Consider the following 15,199-nt stretch of genomic DNA (forward strand, 5'->3'; position numbering starts at 1 on the left):
CCGTGGCGTGTCGGGTTCTACAGCGGGCGCAACACTGGCAGGGGGCGTGACACTGGTCTGTAGGAGCGCACGCATGTGCGCGACATCTTTTGCGTCGACGCATGGGGTTCACGCGCAGCGATGGGAGGCACGGCCTTAAAAGATGTCGCGCACGTGCGTGCGCTCCTACCCCCCGTCACCGGCACTCATGGACTCACCATCACCACTGGTTGTCGTCGCTTCCGCTGTCATCTGAACTGCCCTGGTCCCACGAGCTGTCGTTGTTGCCCATGTCGATGGGCTCGTCGCGCAGGTCGTCGTAGGCTTGCTGCGAGGATGAAGGCGCATTGTTGGCGCCGCCCACGAAGCCCGCGTCGCGGACGGATTCTTCACCGCGGTGGGAGCGGAACGCCTCGTCCAGCAGCGCGCCCGCAGCCAGTCCGCCCACGCCGGCGGCGACGGCGGCGCCGACACCCGACGAGGCCGGCGGGGGCGCGTAGTTGTTGCCATAACCGCCGTACGGCGGCGGAGGCGGCTGCTGCGGGGCGCCGTAAGGTGCGTTGGGATACGGCGGCGCGACGGCGCGACGGCGGCGGGACCACAGGAAGGCGATCAGCGCGATCACGCCGCCGATGACCAGCAGGCCGGTCAGGGGAAACGAACCCGCCCGGGGCGCAGCCTCCACCGGGGCCGGAGCCGCTTCAGTAGCCTGGCGCGAAGCGGCACGCGTAGCCGACGCGGGAGCCAGCGCCTGGTTCAACTTGCTCTGGAACTGCTGGAAGCGGGTCGGATCGGTGAAGCGGATGGACGGATCGAGCGAGGCCGCCTTGCCGGCTTCCGCCTTCGCATCGCCGATGTTGCCCTCGTGTGCGAGCACTTCGGCCAGCACGTAGTGTGCCTTGGCGCTCTGAGGATGCTCGGTGACCGCCTGGCGCAGCATTGCTTCGGCGCCGGTGTAATCGCCGCGGGCGATCAGCGCCTGGACATCCTTCGGCGAATCGGCGGCGGTTGCGGCAAGGGCGACGGAGAACAGCGCAAACGCGAGTAACGTCTTTTTCATGGATGTATCCGCAAGGCAGGATGGCGATTCGATTCGCCACACGAGCGAAAGTTCGGGCGGCTTGCCTGGAAGTGTATCGACGACCGTCGGCAACTTCTTGCGAGTGCGGCAGTGCCGTTCAGCCATGACCGGGTCGCATCGGTTTCGCTTTATGGGCATCGAGCATGAAATCGACAAAAGAGCGAAGCTTTCCTGGCATGTACTTGCGATGCGGATAGTAAAGATGAAACGCGTCGTCCATTCCGTTGTACTGCCTGAGGACCTGCCGCAGTTTCCCACTGGCCAACTCCTGTCTGGCAAATTCCTCGAAGACGTAACCGATGCCATGCCCCTGCACGGCGGCGTCCACTACCGACCTCATCTCGTCGAATAAAAGACGCCCTTGTACGTCGACTTGCACCATCTGACCCTCCGAATCGAACTTCCATTCAAACCATCGGCCTCCCACGGAATAACGTTGTCGAATGCAGTCGTGGTTGAGGAGATCGTCGAGGTTCTTCGGTTCCTTCCGATCTTTGAAATAGTCCGAAGCGGCCACCAGGATCCTTTTCTGCCGCGATCCCAATTGAACGGCAACCATGTCGTTCTGCACTTTCTTGCCCATGCGTATGCCGATGTCGAAACCGCCGCTGACGATATCGCCGAGCAGATTGTCCAGCGATATCTCGACATGGATCAAAGGGAACTTGGCAAGGAAGGCCTCCAGGTAGGGCTCGATCAACATACGGTAAGCCACGTATGACGAATTGACCCGCACCGTACCGGAGGGCTGATCGGTTGCCTGCAGAGCTTCCGACAAGGAGTCCCTGATCAGTGCAAGCGCGGGGGCCATTTTCGAATTCAGTGACGAACCCGCTTCGGTCAGGCTGACGCTGCGCGTCGTCCGGTTGAACAGCCGCACGTTCAATTGCGCTTCCAGGACTTTGATGGTGCGCGACACTGCCGTTGGCGTCACGCCCAGTTCCGCGGCGGCGCGGGCAAAGTTCAAATGCCGCGCCGCCGCCTCGAAGGTCAAAAGCCCCGGAAAATGCAAAGACGGAGAGGCGGCCATTGCGCCTGCGTCGCCGGCATGCTTTTGGCTCTTTATTGTGACATTTTTGTTCATACCATATGCCAGTTTCTGACTATTAAAGTCATTATAGCCGACCGCCATACTTCTGACCGAGGGTAAATCAAGCACGCAACACGGTTGTCGGAAGGAACAAAAATGAAACTCGATAATGCAGCCCACGATCTTTTTTCCCCTGTGACGATGGGAGCCCTGACGCTGGCGAACCGCATCGTCATGGCGCCGTTGACGCGCAGCCGGATGCAGCCCGATGGCGTACCCCATGACATGCATGCGAGCTACTACGCCCAGCGGGCCACCGCAGGCTTGATCATCAGTGAAGCCACCAATATTTCGGCCCAGGGGCGTGGCTATGCGTTGACGCCTGGTATCTGGACGGACGAACAGGTTGCCGGCTGGAGGACGGTCACGGATGCGGTGCACGCAGCCGGTGGATTGATCGTGTGCCAGCTATGGCATGTGGGTCGTTTCTCTCATGTGGACCTGCAGCCGGAAGGAGCGGCGCCGGTAGCGCCTTCGGCGATTCGTGCAGAAGGGCAAACCTACACCGAAAACGGCATGCTGGACGTCTCCACGCCGCGCGCACTGGAAACCTCTGAAATTCCCGGCATCATCCAGCAATACCGGCACGCCGCGGAATGCGCAAAACGCGCCGGTTTCGATGGCGTGGAAGTGCATTCGGCAAACAGTTATCTGCTCGATCAGTTCCTGCGCGATTCGACCAACCGGCGTACTGACGCCTACGGCGGCTCCATCGAGAATCGCAGCCGGCTTACGCTGGAAGTCACTGCGGCGGTGGTCGAGATCTGGGGCCATGACCGCGTCGGCATCCGTCTGTCCCCTGTCACGCCGGACGCAGGCAATACGCCTCTGGACAGCCAGGTCATGCAGACCTATGGCTATCTCATCGAGCAGCTGAATCGGTTCCAGCTGGCCTACATGCACTTTGTCGAGGGTGCCACGGCTACATCGCGTTCCGTGCCCGAAGGGATAGACCTGGACGCATTGCGCGCGATCTTCAAGGGCCCTTACATCGGCAACAACAACTACGACCTTGCCCTGGCCGTGAATCGCCGCAAGGAAGGCAAGGTGGATGCCGTCGCCTTCGGTCGTCCATTCATTGCCAATCCCGATCTGGTGCACCGCTTGAAGGTGGGCGCCGAACTGGCCGTGGCGCCCCGTTCAACCTATTACGGCAATGGCGCCACGGGTTACACCGACTGGCCTGTATTGGCGGACTGAGCCCCAGACTAGCCAACCCGCCCACAAGCCAACCAAGGAAAGACCATGAGCAAATCGACCTACGTGCAGGATTACCAGGCCATTTCCGAGGTGCTGAACAAGTACATCGAGGGATGCAGGCAGGCCAAGAGCAGCATCATGAAATCCGCGTTCAGTCCGCACGCGACGATGTATAGCGTCGGCCCCGATGGCAAGCTGGTCGGCGGCGCGATTTCGATGCTGTTCGACGGAGTCGATAAGGATTTTCGCCCGTCGCCTGATGCCACGGCCGCAATCACCCGTATCGAGATCGTAGGCACGGCGGCCAGCGCACGCATCGACGCCAACGACATGTCGGGCGTTTCGTTCACCGACTTCTTTCATCTGTTGAAAGTCGATGGCAAGTGGACGGTGGTCAGCAAGATCTTCCAGACGCATGCGGCTCCCTGACAGTCATCTGCACAGTCCATCAAAGACCCTACAACTTGTAAGGAAGACATCATGAGCAAGAACGTCAAGTCCGTACCGACCCGCGAATATGACGCCGTCATCGCGGTTGCCCAGAAATACGTCGATGGATTGCGCGTCGGCAGTGCGGAAGCCGTCGCTGAGGCGTTCCATAAGGATGCCGTCATGTACGGTTTCACGAATGGCGAGCTGCTGGGCGGCCCGATTGAAAACCTTTTCGATTTCGTCAGGAAAAACGGCAAGGCACCCGAGATAACCACTCGCCTTGATGCGCTGGCCATTACGCCGACCACCGCTGTCGTCCGCGTCGACATGGAAAAGGACGCCATCGGTGCTGATTACAACGATTACCTCACGCTAATCAAGATCGGCAGTGACTGGAAAGTGATCGCAAAGGTCTATCACCAATTTGAAGGCTGAGGCTTTCCTCTCAAGGCTCTTTTGGAACCATAAACATCATGAACGATCCCTCCCTTCCGGTGGTCAACCTGGAGCTCGGCAATGCCTCTGCGGCCGACCTGACAGGCGTCGAACCCACCGTCGCAGCATTCTTACGCTCCCTTGAAGGCGGGGAGACACTCGACAGCATGACGCCGACAGACGCCCGCGCCGCGCTGGCGGGTGCCCAGGCTGCTGCCCATGTTGTCCTGCCGGCTGCCGATGTCAGCAAGAAAACGATCCACGTCCATGGCAGCGACCTGACGCTTACCATCGTGCGCCCGGCCGGTAGCACGCAAAAAAAGCTGCCCGCGTTCATGTTCTTCCACGGCGGAGGCTGGGTGTTGGGCGACTTCCCGACCCATGAACGGCTGGTGCGTGACCTGGTCGCGGGCTCGGGCGCAGTGGCGGTCTTCGTCGACTATGCCCTGTCGCCTGAGGCTGATTACGGCGTCGCCATCGAGCAAGCCTACGCCGCGACGCAATGGGTGGCCGAGCATGGCCATGAGATCAACGTCGACGGCACACGCCTCGCGGTAGCTGGCAACAGTGCAGGTGGCAACCTGGCCGCCGTGGTGGCCTTGATGGCGAGCGCGAAGGGCACACCTGCGCTGCGTTCGCAGGTACTGCTGTGTCCCGTGACGGATGCCACCTTCGACACGCCGTCGTACAAGGCATTTGCCGACGGTTACTTCCTGACGAAGGATCTGATGGTATGGTTCTGGGACAGCTATACCACTGACAGCGAAACACGCAAGCAGCGCTATGCGTCGCCGCTGCGGGCGACGACCGAACAGCTGAAAAACCTGCCGCCGACGCTGATCCAGACCGCCGAGTTCGATGTCCTGCGAGATGAAGCAGAAGCTTATGCCCGCAAGCTCGACGTTGCGGGTGTGTCTGTGACATCGATACGCTACAACGGCATGATTCACGACTTCGGGCTGTCGAACAGTTTCAGCCATCTGCCGGCGCCCCGCAGCGCGATGGCGCAGGCATCGCAAGAACTCAAGACCCGCCTGGGCTGAGCCAGCCAGTGACGGTTGACGCGGGCCGCCCCAATCAACACAATGCCGACGCCGCGCGTCATCACGCGCGGCTCTCTTGCATACCCAAACCAAGGCCTATGGACGTTTATCCCAGTAGCGTCGTCGGTTTTCGCACCTTGCGGGCATCGGCGGCTCACCACAATCCGCATGCTCCCGGCGATCGCGCCCGGTCGGCTGGCGTTTTCCGCTACTAGGAAACCCGGCCCCTCCGTGCGGCCGCCGCGAGCGCCGTTACCAGGAGATGGGCTGTGAAGCTCCTTACTCGTGTTCCACGCCGGGGTATGCCATGAACGGCATGCTCGGCCTTCTCGATCTTTTCGGCTACGTGGCGCTGCTCCTGTGGGGCACGCACATGGTAACCAGCGGCGTGCTGCGCGGTTACGGCAGCGCGCTGCGCCGCTGGCTGGGTCGCTACCTGGCCTATCGCCCCGCGGCCTTCGCCTTCGGTGTGTGCATCACCGCGCTGCTGCAGAGCAGTACGGCAACCGGCCTGATGGCAACGTCCTTCGCCGCCAGCGGTTTCCTCGGCCTGGCCCCGGGCCTGGCCGTGATGCTCGGCGCCAACGTCGGTACGACGCTGATCGTGCAGGTGATGTCGTTCGACATCTCGGTGGTGGCACCCGTGCTGATCCTGCTGGGCTTCGTCATTCACCGGCGCACCGACGACGCGCGCTACGAGAACCTGGGCCGCGTGGCCATCGGGCTAGGCCTGATGCTGCTGTCGCTGCACCTGTTGGTGGGCGCGCTGGCGCCGGTGGAAAACGCCGCGTTCCTGCGGGCGATCGCGCAGAGCCTCGCCTCGGAGCCGGTGCTGGCCGTGCTGGTGGCGGCGCTGCTGACCTGGCTGTTCCACTCCAGCGTCGCCATGGTGTTGCTGGTCGCGTCGCTGGCCGGGACGGGCGTGGTCGATGCGACCGGTGCCCTGGCGCTGGTGCTCGGCGCCAACCTCGGCGGCACCCTGCCGGCCCTGCTGGAAGCGGACACACCGGTGGCCCGGCGCCTGCCGCTGGGCAACCTGATCGTGCGCGGGATCGGCTGCGTGGTCTGCCTGCCGCTGCTGCATCCGATCGCCCTTGCACTGGCTCCGCTGGGTGGTTCCCCGGCGCGCATGGCGGTGAACTTCCATACCGCGTTCAACCTCGCGCTGGCTGCGGTTTTCCTGCTGCCGGTGGAACGCATGGCGGGCCTGCTCGTGCGCCTGCTGCCGGACCCACCGCGTCCCGACGATCCCGGCGTGCCGCAGTTCCTGGACACCGGTGCGCTGGATTCGGCCAACGTGGCGCTGGCCAATGCCACGCGCGAAGCCATGCGCATGGCCGACATGGTCGAGGGCATGCTGAAGTGGGTGGTCGAGGTGTTCGGCAAGGACGATCGCGTGCGTGCCACCACCATCGGGCAGATGGACCCGTGGCTGGACCGCCTGGGCGTGGCCATTCGCGATTACCTGACCGACCTGGGCAGCGAGGCCCTTAACGAAGAGGACGCCCGCCGCAGCCAGGACATCCTGGCCTTCGTCATCAACGTGGAGCACATCGGCGATATCACCGCCAACAACCTGATGGAGTTCGCCGCCAAGAAGGCGCAGCGGGGACAGGACTTCAGCGCGGACGATATCCAGGACCTGGCGCTCATGCACGGCCAGCTGATGGAGAGCCTGCGCCTGGGCTTCGCCGTCTTCATGCATGGCGACCTGCGGGCGGCGCAGGGTCTGCTGGGACGGAAGGAGACGCTCTGGCGACTGGAGAACGATGCCGCCGACCGGCACCTGCGAGCGTTGCGCGAGCGCCGCGACGCCACTGCCGGTGGGGATGTGTACCTGCGCATCCTGCGCGACCTCAAGCGCATCCACTCGCACGTGGTCGCCTTCGCCTACCTCCCGCTGGAGCGGGCCGGCATGCTTCAGGATCGCCTGGTGCGCTGAAGGGCGGCCACCCGCCGCAGTGTGTCCAGCACCACGCCGATGTCGCACGGTGCCGGCGCACGCGGGCAGGCTGCGGGTACCAGCGGCAGGCTGGCCGGAGGATGCGCGATCGACAACGCCTGGCCCTCGCGCAACTGCGTCGGGGTCTGCGCGTGATAGGTCACGGTGACATAGCGATGGCGTGTGGCGGTCGAGCGCCATACCGCCAGCTCCAGCGCACCGCCCACGGGCGGGTCGTCCTCGGCATAGCCCGGCATCCGGAAGTGGATACCCAGCACGCCGGCAAGGGCGAGGATGTTGTTGTCGCTGCCGACGAACAGGCTGAGCCGTGGCGCATCGGGATGCTCCAGCCGCGTCACGATGCGCCCCGCGAGCACCGCGGCCACGCGGTCGGCCACGTAGGTCGGTCGCGCGTGCACGGCGAAGAGCAAGGCGTGCAGCTGGGACAAGGCGCGGAAGCCCGTTGCATCCACGCGCCCCCAACCCACGCTGGGCATCGGCATGCCTTCGAGGTAGGCCATGATGATGGCCTCGGCGGTGCCGGAGGTCTGCGCGATCGGGCCGTCCAGCGCGATGCCGCGACCGTCGTTTGCCAGTGCGAGCGAGCCCTTCCATGTCGCAGGATGGCAGACGGCCTGGTCGTCACCCGGCATGCATCCCATCACATGGGCGAAGACGTCCATGGCCTCGCGGTATCCGGCGGTGAGCACGTCAGGACCCCCGGTGGCCTGCCGTATCGCATCCAGCGCGGCGCGGCCTTCCCACGACACGGCGTCGGCCGCCACGGGGTTGAAGACCGGGTCGACGCTGCCTTCGGGCAGGTGGCCCACGACCAGCGGGCAGGCCGGCGCGAAACCGTCCGCGAAGGCCTGCGCGCTGGCGATCGTCCGCTGGTCCGTGTTCGCCCACAGGTCGACGCTGCCGGCGACGGGGCAACCCGTCGGCGGAAACAGGCCCTGCGCGGCCAGCCGCTCGCGGTCGAAGCGCGCCATCGCCACGACGCCCTCACGGCCGTGAGGGGTCAGGATCGATGGCGCGACCGGCCAGGCCGGCCACGGTTTGCCGTGCACTTCGTCTATCCGTATCTCGCCCGGCAGCGGCGAGCGTACGCCGTGCCGGTAGACCATGACGACCTGCTCGAGACGCAGGTCGTCGTGCGCCTGGCCGGGCAGGGCGACGAGCAGGGCGGCCAGCACCGCGATGGCACGGCCCGCCCGACGGTACGTACGTGGTGGCATGTGCTTATCCGGGCTCAGAAGGTGTAGCTGAGGTTGACCATGTAGATCCGCCCGGTCTGGACATACGCACCGTCGGCACCCGGATCGTACGCCAGATAGCGGCGCGACTTGCCGGAGGTTTCGTAGAACGTGGCATGGTCGAGCAGGTTCTTCACCGACACGCCGACACCCAGACCATAGGGCAGGTCGTAGTTGGCCGAGAGGTCCAGCGTCTTGACGGGCTGCAGGTAGTAGTCCAGCCCGTTACCGTTGAGGCCGATCAGCTGAAGACCCGTGTAGTTGTAGATCAGGTCCGCATGGAAACGGTCGTCGCGGTAGAACAGGTCGGCGTTGTACATGCGCTCGGGTGCACGCGGCAGCCAGGTTGTTCCGGGGTGATCCTCACGTCCGCTGTGCGCGGTGCTGTGCTGCACGGTCAGGTTGCCGCCCACGCCGAAGTGGCTCCACAGGCCGGGCAGGGTGACGAACTGCTTGCGCAGGGCCATCTCGATGCCGTAGATCTTCGCCGCGCCACCGTTCTCCGGCATGCTGACCGGCACGCCGCCCGTCAGCACCGTACCGGTGGGCACGTTGCCGCCCAGCGTGCTGTCGTTGCCGGTGGACGATTGCGAGGTGAAGATGAAATCGTTCAGGCGCTTGTAATACGCCGAGGCGGTGACCATGCCGCCGGTGGTGTCATAGAACTCCGCCGACAGGTCCAGGTTGTCGGCCGTGGTCGGGCGCAGGTCCGGGTTGGGCTTGGAGATGCCGACCACCTGGCCGCTGATGTCATCGATCGAATAGGTGGTCTGTCCCGAGATGAGGCCGAACGCCGGGCGGCTGAAGCTGCGTCGCAGCGAGGCGCGGTAGACGGTCAGCTCGTCGGGGCGGTAGTTCAGTGCGATACCCGGCAGGATCTCGCCATAGCGCTTGCTCTGGTCGACGAACGCGCCGGTCTTGTCGTCGCCATTGGAGCGCCACGATGTCGCGGAATAATCCGTCAGTTCGTAACGGACCCCGGGCGTGATCGTCAGGTCCTGCACGCGGAAGGTGGCCATGAGGTAGCCAGCCACGATGTTCTCCCGGCTCGAGGTGGTGTTGGCGTTGTAGTCGTTGGCCGTGTACACCCCGCTGCCCTTGGGATCGTCGAGGTACTTGTACGGTACCGCCTGGTCGAGCACCCAGCGTCGGTCGATGAGCTTGAACGGACCGGCGTAGCGCCCCCCGAACGGGTTCGTCACCAGGTCTCCGGGGAGAGCTGCGAGCGAGGGGCCGCCCGGTGCCGCGGATGAATAATTCGGGCCGCCGAAGAAAGGCCCGCCGTAGACGAAATTGTTATCGTCGTGGGTGAAGGGATGATCGTAGGCGTTGCGCCGGGAGGTGTCGCCCGAAAGGCCGAAGGCGACGTTTTCGATCGCGCGGTCGCTGAAGGTGTAGGTGCCATCGACATGCGCGTTGACGCGGTTGTCCCGGCTGCCCGCATCCCCGCCCTGGGTCTTCCAGAAGCTGTCGGTCGCCAGGTTGTAGACGTAGTTGCGCACGGCCGGCGAGTTGCCGGCCAGGTTGGGGAAGGTCGGGTTGCTCAGGTCGAAGGCGAACTGACCGTTGGCGCGCGGGCCATACAGGCTTGCCTCGACGTAGTCGGGCACATTGCGCGAGCCGACGCCGTAGGACGTGCCATAGCCCAGGGTAAGCGCATCGATCGTGCTGCTACCGCCCAGCTGCAGGGTAGCGGTCTTTTCCTTGATGTCGCGCGTGTCGAAGTAACCGCCACGCAGCACCTGCGTGCTGCCCTGGTTACGGGCAGACATCTGATTCTGCTGGCCCTGCACGTCGTACACGCCGTAGAGCGCACGGGCGAACAACGACGTGGTCTCGCCGTTCCAGTCCAGCGACACGTTGCCGCCGTAACGCTTGATCTGGTTGGTGTAGACGCTGTACTTGTACTGCGAGCTCTGCAGCGGACCGGCCGTCGACAGGTCGGGCGCCGAGGCGTTGGCTGTGTTCACCGGCGTGTACTGGGCGTTGGGCGCGACCGCTTCGGCGGCGTTGTCGTATTTGCCGTAGTAGCCGGCCGCGTACAGGCCCAGCTGCTTCGACGGCCCGAATTTGTGTGCGAACTCCTGCTGGAACACGCCGCCCTTGTCCGGCAGCCCGCGGTGGTCGGCCAGGTCGTTCAGTCGTCCCTGCACGGTGGTCTTCGCATAGGTGTCGCGGGCGAAGTCGAAGGCCGTCGGCGTGCGCATGTCGATCGTTCCGCCGATGGCATCGCCGGGCATGTCGCTGGTGGGGGTCTTGGATACCTTCACCGACTGGATGCCGAACGGGGCCAGCATGTCCAGCGAGATGGCGCGCGTCGAGGCATCGGTTTCCGGCAGCGCGAAGCCGTTGAGGGTGTAGGCGTTGTAACTGGAATCCAGGCCGCGGATCGTCACGTACTCGCTTTCGCCGGTGGCCGCCTGACCCAGGTGCATATCGCTGTAGGACGACAGGCCCGGCAGGTGCGACAGCACATCGGCGATGTTGGCTGACGGCACGGCCTCGATCTGCTGCTTGCTCATCACCGTGGTCACACCGGTGCCCAGGCGCTGTTCGTCGACGGTGCCGGCAGCGGCCACCTGGGCATCCACGTTCATGCCCTTCAAGGCCGTGACCTTCGTTTCGCTGGTGTCCGTGGTGCCGTCCACGTCGTTCGCCTGTGCCGGCGCGATGTGAAAGAGGGCGGTGACGATGGCCAGCGTGAGCAGGCAGGGAGAAAGGGACGCGCGCATGGAGACCTCAGGCAGGGAAGGTAAGGGGGCAAACGGAAGGGGGCAGGTAGGAAAAGGCGGGCAGGAACGCGCTAGCGATGTGTCAGGTCCATCCGCGCGCAGCTGTCGAGAAGGCGCAGCGGATTGCAGCGGGCCACCGCGTTGCCGGGGAACGCAACGACGTAGCCGGTGGATGCTGGCTCGTGGGCCGGGAAATCCGTGCTGAGCAGCTGTGCGCCGCTGGCGAGCATCGCATCGCGGCGACGCACGTCGTCGTGGGTTGCTTCGACCAGGTCGGCATCGGTGCGTGTCCGCACGAGGTAGCCCTGGCGGACGCGCGTTGCAATCTCGTCCGCCGGTCCGTCGTTCAGTTCGAGGAAGGCGGCATCGTCTTCCCCTGGCGTGGCGTTGGTGAACATGGCGCGGCCACGCAACGCAGGGTGGCCTTGCAGGTAAGCCTTGCCGACCGAATGCTGGTCGAGGAGGAAGATGACGTGGCCCCGTGCGGCGGCCAGCGTGGGCCATCCGTCGTGACGCACCGCTTCGTCCAGTGTGGCGTGCTGACCGCGTACGTCGTCCGGGGCGATGTAGGACGACCGGGGAAAGACGCGGCGGACTTCGGCGTCGAGCCGGTTCATCGCATCGGCGTCGAACGGCTCGGGCACCACGGGTACGAAGGGCACGGGCAACGGCAACGACTCTTCTTCCGTTTCCAGCAGGATGAACAGAGGAAGATGGCCGGGGTGCGCGAGCGACCAGGCACGCAGTTCGCGGAGGCAGGCCTGCAAGGGCTGGCAGGTGCTGCGTTGGTCGAGGTCCTGCACATGCATGACCTTGAACCCCGGCGCCGCCATGACCTGCGCATCGGCGAACGGCGCATCGGCAGGAAGCCCCGCCGCGGCCACGCGGCCGACGATACCCGGGTGGGCATAGCGTCCGCCGAGGCGGTCGCCATAGACATCCAGTTCCACCTGGCGCACGCCGTCGTCCAGTTGCTTCGACAAGGCGGGGTGAGCGTAGTCGAGCTTCGCGAACAGTGAAGGATCGAGTTGCTTCCAGACGGCAGCCTCGCCCGGGGCGAGGCCGGCATGGTAGCTGTTGTGGCTGCCGATGTACTGCACGTCGTTGACGCGGGTCGGCGCTTCCGCGCTCGCCGCGCAGGGGAGCAGGGCCAGCAGGACGCCGACGAGCGAAAGCATCCGCACGGGGTGGTGATACGGAACGTTCATGACGGAGCTGCCCCAGGGCCAAGGAGAGTCGCTGTCGGAACCTGTCGGCGGGGATCGACGGTTCGCAGCAGTCAGTCATGCACGTTATCGGCGCATTGTTACTCCAGCACGAAGGTATCGTGACAATGGACATCCATACGGCCGTGTATGCCGGCGGTGCATGTCAGAAATCACGACTGACCGTCGCTACCCACGGCGCCACACGATAATCGTGCAGCGGACGATGGAAGTTGCTGGCGATGCGCTGCACCGCTACATGCCAGGCCATCCGGTTCCAGTCGAGACCGACGTGACCATAGGCGAACCACCGCGGTCTCTGGTTGTTCGCATACCAGTGGCGAGGAGCAAGATATTGCGCCTCGCCCACCGCCGTATCCAGCGAAAGATACGCCGTCAGCGGCCAGTGGAACGCCGCATCGACTTCCGCATGCGGGCGCGGCGAGCCGTGTGCCAGCGACACGCTCCACAGGCTCAGGCTGAACACGTCGCGATAGATCGCTGTCGCACCCATTTGTGTCTGGTCGAGCGTGCGTGACATGCGATCGCTGGTGGGATAGCGGTAATGCGCGACGGCGGCCTGCATATCCCAACGTTCTGACAGCGTCCATGTCTTGCCGGCCTGGAGGATGGCTTCGAGTGCGTGGCGGGGGCGTCCGGCCTGGTAGCTGCCAGAGGCGCCGACGGACCATCCCGACGTGCTGACGCGCGTTTCGTTCGCCTGGATGACCGGGCCTCGCCCGGCCATGGCAACGCCGAGCCCGACCAGTTGGGAACTGACGCCGACCGTCCCGTGCCACGCATCGGCCGAGGCGCGGGTCGAGTCGAAAGCGAATGGCGTACAGGCGACGAGCAGGGCCGCGCGAACTCGTTTCTTCAAACCGTGAGGACCGCCGGGGCACGCACACGCCAGGCCAGAACAGCCGCGATACACAGCGCCACGCCCGCCAGCAGCAGTATGTGCCGTGGATCGTTGCCGAGAAGGCGATAGAAGACCCGCACGGTGAGCACCTGGATGAGCATCGGTACGACGATGAAGGTGTTGAATATCCCCATATAGACGCCTGCGCGCTCGCGGGGAATGGACGACGCCAGCATCGCGTAGGGGTTGCCCATCATGCTGGCCCAGGCGATGCCCAGGCCGATCATGGGCACGATAAGCAGCCACGGTGTGGTGATGCCGGGCACTGCCACGATACCCAGCCCGCCGAGCAGGAGCGACGCGGCATGCAGGCGTGCAGGGCCTACACGGCGAAGCAGTGGCAGCACGGCGAACGCCATGACGAAGGCGACGAAGTTATAGGCGCCGCCGATACGTCCGCTCAGCAGCGTGGCATCGGTGAAGTGCGGATCGTGCGCATTCGTGGTGCCGTACAACGTGCGTGCGAGGGACAGGGCGATGTACTGCCAATAGCAGAACATTGCATACCACTGGAACAGCATCATCGCGGCGAGTTGGCGCATGGTGGCGGGCATGTCGCGCACAGCGCTCCATACGTCCAGAGCGGCCGTACGCAGCGATAGCGACGTCGCCTCGTCGGGCACCACGGGTGACTCGCGTGTGGTGTAGACCGACCAGGCGATGGAGGCCACCGATACCACGCCGCCGATGATGAAGGCTGCTTCCACCGCGGCCGGCACGCCATGTGCGTTGGTCCGGTCCGCATGCATGCCGAGCATCACCAGCACGGAGGGCATCAGGTAGGCCAGCGTCTGCGACAGGCCAGTAAAGGCGCTCTGCACCATGAACCCGGCGGCGTGCTGCGCGGGTGGCAGCATGTCGTTGACGAAGGCGCGGTAGGGCTCCATCGTCACGTTAGCGGCCGCATCCAGTACCCAGAGCAGACCGGCGGCCATCCACAGGGTGCCGCTGCCGGGCAGGGCGAACAGGCAGGCGCTGCACAGGATCGCGCCAACCACGAAATACGGCGTACGGCGACCGAAACGTGACGTCGTGCGATCGCTGAGCGCACCGATCAGGGGCTGGATCAGCAGGCCTGTGACGGGACCGGCCAGCCACAGGAGCGGCAGGGAGGCGTCGTCGGCGCCAAGGTATTTGTAGATCGGGCTCATGAAGCCCTGCTGCAGGCCGAACCCGAACTGGATACCGAAGAAGCCGACATTCATGTTGAGGATCTGCCATAGCCGCATCGTCCGCGGGCCGGCGACAAGGGGGCGAAACGGGATGGCAGTACGCGCACGCATGGTGGAGACACCGAAAGGACAGGGTAGCGCCAGTGACGGTCCAGCGTGCGCTCGCTGTCGATGACAGGTTTGCGGCTGAGCGGGGCCGTCGTGCCGCGCGAAGGCTCGCTTAAAGAGCAATCGATTGCAATACGTGTCGCAGCAGCTATCCGACTGTGCGGAAGTCCGCAGCGGTAATGCCTATTTCCGGCGAGCAATCGCTGCCGAATGTCGCTAGCTTAGCGGCGCGGAGTCCCGCTTATTGCAGCAGGCCAGATCGTGATGAATCTTTCCCGATCACATCCCCCCATGCCGGAAACGTCGTCCGGCGCGGACGTATTTCCGTCCGCGCAGGTCACGGCGGACATCGACTCGATGCTGCATCTGCTGCGCATTCGTCGTGCGAACCTCGTCAGCCTGATGGAAGAACTGGGCCCCGACGGCCTGGAGCCCCGTATACGGAAATCGAAGCTGCTGGGCCTGTCGCGCGAGGCGCTGCAACGCGCGATCGGTGGTGGTGGCCTGACGGACGAGGAAGCGCGCGAGGTGGAGTGGGCGATGAACCGGCCCCGGGGCTGGCTGGACGCCGACCACCGGGGCGAGCCTGACTGAGTCTTCGT

13 protein-coding genes are annotated in these 15,199 nt (G+C 64.6%); 6 read left to right on the top strand and 7 right to left on the bottom strand.

What is annotated here, in order from left to right; translation table 11 throughout:
* Positions 1 to 199: 199 nt before the first annotated feature.
* On the bottom strand, positions 200 to 1,039 hold the full coding sequence (locus QRN34_RS12220) for a tetratricopeptide repeat protein (RefSeq protein WP_285404766.1): 840 nt from the start codon (positions 1,037 to 1,039) through the stop codon (positions 200 to 202).
* A gap of 118 nt (positions 1,040 to 1,157) precedes the next feature.
* Positions 1,158 to 2,144, bottom strand: coding sequence for a LysR family transcriptional regulator (locus tag QRN34_RS12225; protein WP_285404767.1), 987 nt, complete (start codon positions 2,142 to 2,144; stop codon positions 1,158 to 1,160).
* Positions 2,145 to 2,246: 102 nt separating this feature from the next.
* Between QRN34_RS12225 and QRN34_RS12230 the strand changes: the two genes are divergently transcribed.
* From QRN34_RS12230 to QRN34_RS12250, 5 genes are all read left to right on the top strand, one after another.
* Positions 2,247 to 3,350 carry an alkene reductase gene (locus QRN34_RS12230; RefSeq protein ID WP_285404769.1) on the top strand — a complete coding sequence of 368 codons (1,104 nt, stop codon included), beginning with the start codon at positions 2,247 to 2,249 and terminating at the stop codon, positions 3,348 to 3,350.
* A 45-nt stretch (positions 3,351 to 3,395) separates the two neighbouring features.
* Positions 3,396 to 3,779, top strand: coding sequence for a nuclear transport factor 2 family protein (locus QRN34_RS12235; protein ID WP_285404771.1), 384 nt, complete (start codon positions 3,396 to 3,398; stop codon positions 3,777 to 3,779).
* 51 nt (positions 3,780 to 3,830) lie between these two features.
* A complete protein-coding gene (locus tag QRN34_RS12240) occupies positions 3,831 to 4,217 on the top strand; it encodes a nuclear transport factor 2 family protein (protein WP_285404773.1) in 387 nt (128 codons plus the stop codon).
* A gap of 167 nt (positions 4,218 to 4,384) precedes the next feature.
* On the top strand, positions 4,385 to 5,260 hold the full coding sequence (locus QRN34_RS12245) for an alpha/beta hydrolase (protein WP_285404987.1): 876 nt from the start codon (positions 4,385 to 4,387) through the stop codon (positions 5,258 to 5,260).
* Between the two features lie 307 nt (positions 5,261 to 5,567).
* Positions 5,568 to 7,202: a Na/Pi cotransporter family protein gene (locus QRN34_RS12250; protein ID WP_285404775.1), complete on the top strand. Its 1,635-nt coding sequence runs from the start codon at positions 5,568 to 5,570 to the stop codon at positions 7,200 to 7,202.
* Here the strand turns inward: QRN34_RS12250 and QRN34_RS12255 are convergent.
* The 5 genes from QRN34_RS12255 to QRN34_RS12275 all read right to left on the bottom strand — a co-directional run bounded on the left by QRN34_RS12255 (position 7,181) and on the right by QRN34_RS12275 (position 14,546).
* Entirely contained in the window at positions 7,181 to 8,440 is a 1,260-nt protein-coding gene (locus tag QRN34_RS12255; protein WP_285404777.1) for a histidine-type phosphatase, read from the bottom strand. The two genes, QRN34_RS12250 and QRN34_RS12255, sit on opposite strands and share 22 nt — an antisense overlap.
* A 14-nt stretch (positions 8,441 to 8,454) precedes the next feature.
* On the bottom strand, positions 8,455 to 11,055 hold the full coding sequence (locus tag QRN34_RS12260; protein ID WP_285404988.1) for a TonB-dependent receptor: 2,601 nt from the start codon (positions 11,053 to 11,055) through the stop codon (positions 8,455 to 8,457).
* Positions 11,056 to 11,261: 206 nt separating this feature from the next.
* On the bottom strand, positions 11,262 to 12,398 hold the full coding sequence (locus QRN34_RS12265) for a phosphatidylinositol-specific phospholipase C1-like protein (protein WP_285404778.1): 1,137 nt from the start codon (positions 12,396 to 12,398) through the stop codon (positions 11,262 to 11,264).
* Between the two features lie 163 nt (positions 12,399 to 12,561).
* Positions 12,562 to 13,275 carry a hypothetical protein gene (locus QRN34_RS12270; RefSeq protein ID WP_285404780.1) on the bottom strand — a complete coding sequence of 238 codons (714 nt, stop codon included), beginning with the start codon at positions 13,273 to 13,275 and terminating at the stop codon, positions 12,562 to 12,564.
* The gene (locus QRN34_RS12275; RefSeq protein WP_285404989.1) at positions 13,272 to 14,546 is read right to left on the bottom strand and encodes an MFS transporter; all 1,275 of its coding nucleotides are present in this window, start codon (positions 14,544 to 14,546) and stop codon (positions 13,272 to 13,274) included. Before QRN34_RS12275 ends, QRN34_RS12270 begins: the two co-directional genes overlap by 4 nt.
* A 342-nt stretch (positions 14,547 to 14,888) precedes the next feature.
* Between QRN34_RS12275 and QRN34_RS12280 the strand changes: the two genes are divergently transcribed.
* Entirely contained in the window at positions 14,889 to 15,191 is a 303-nt protein-coding gene (locus tag QRN34_RS12280; protein ID WP_285404781.1) for a hypothetical protein, read from the top strand.
* The last annotated feature ends 8 nt before the right edge of the window (positions 15,192 to 15,199 follow it).

Origin of the sequence: Luteibacter sp. ME-Dv--P-043b, assembly GCF_030209605.1 — a bacterium.
In the GTDB taxonomy this organism is placed as follows: Bacteria; Pseudomonadota; Gammaproteobacteria; order Xanthomonadales; family Rhodanobacteraceae; genus Luteibacter.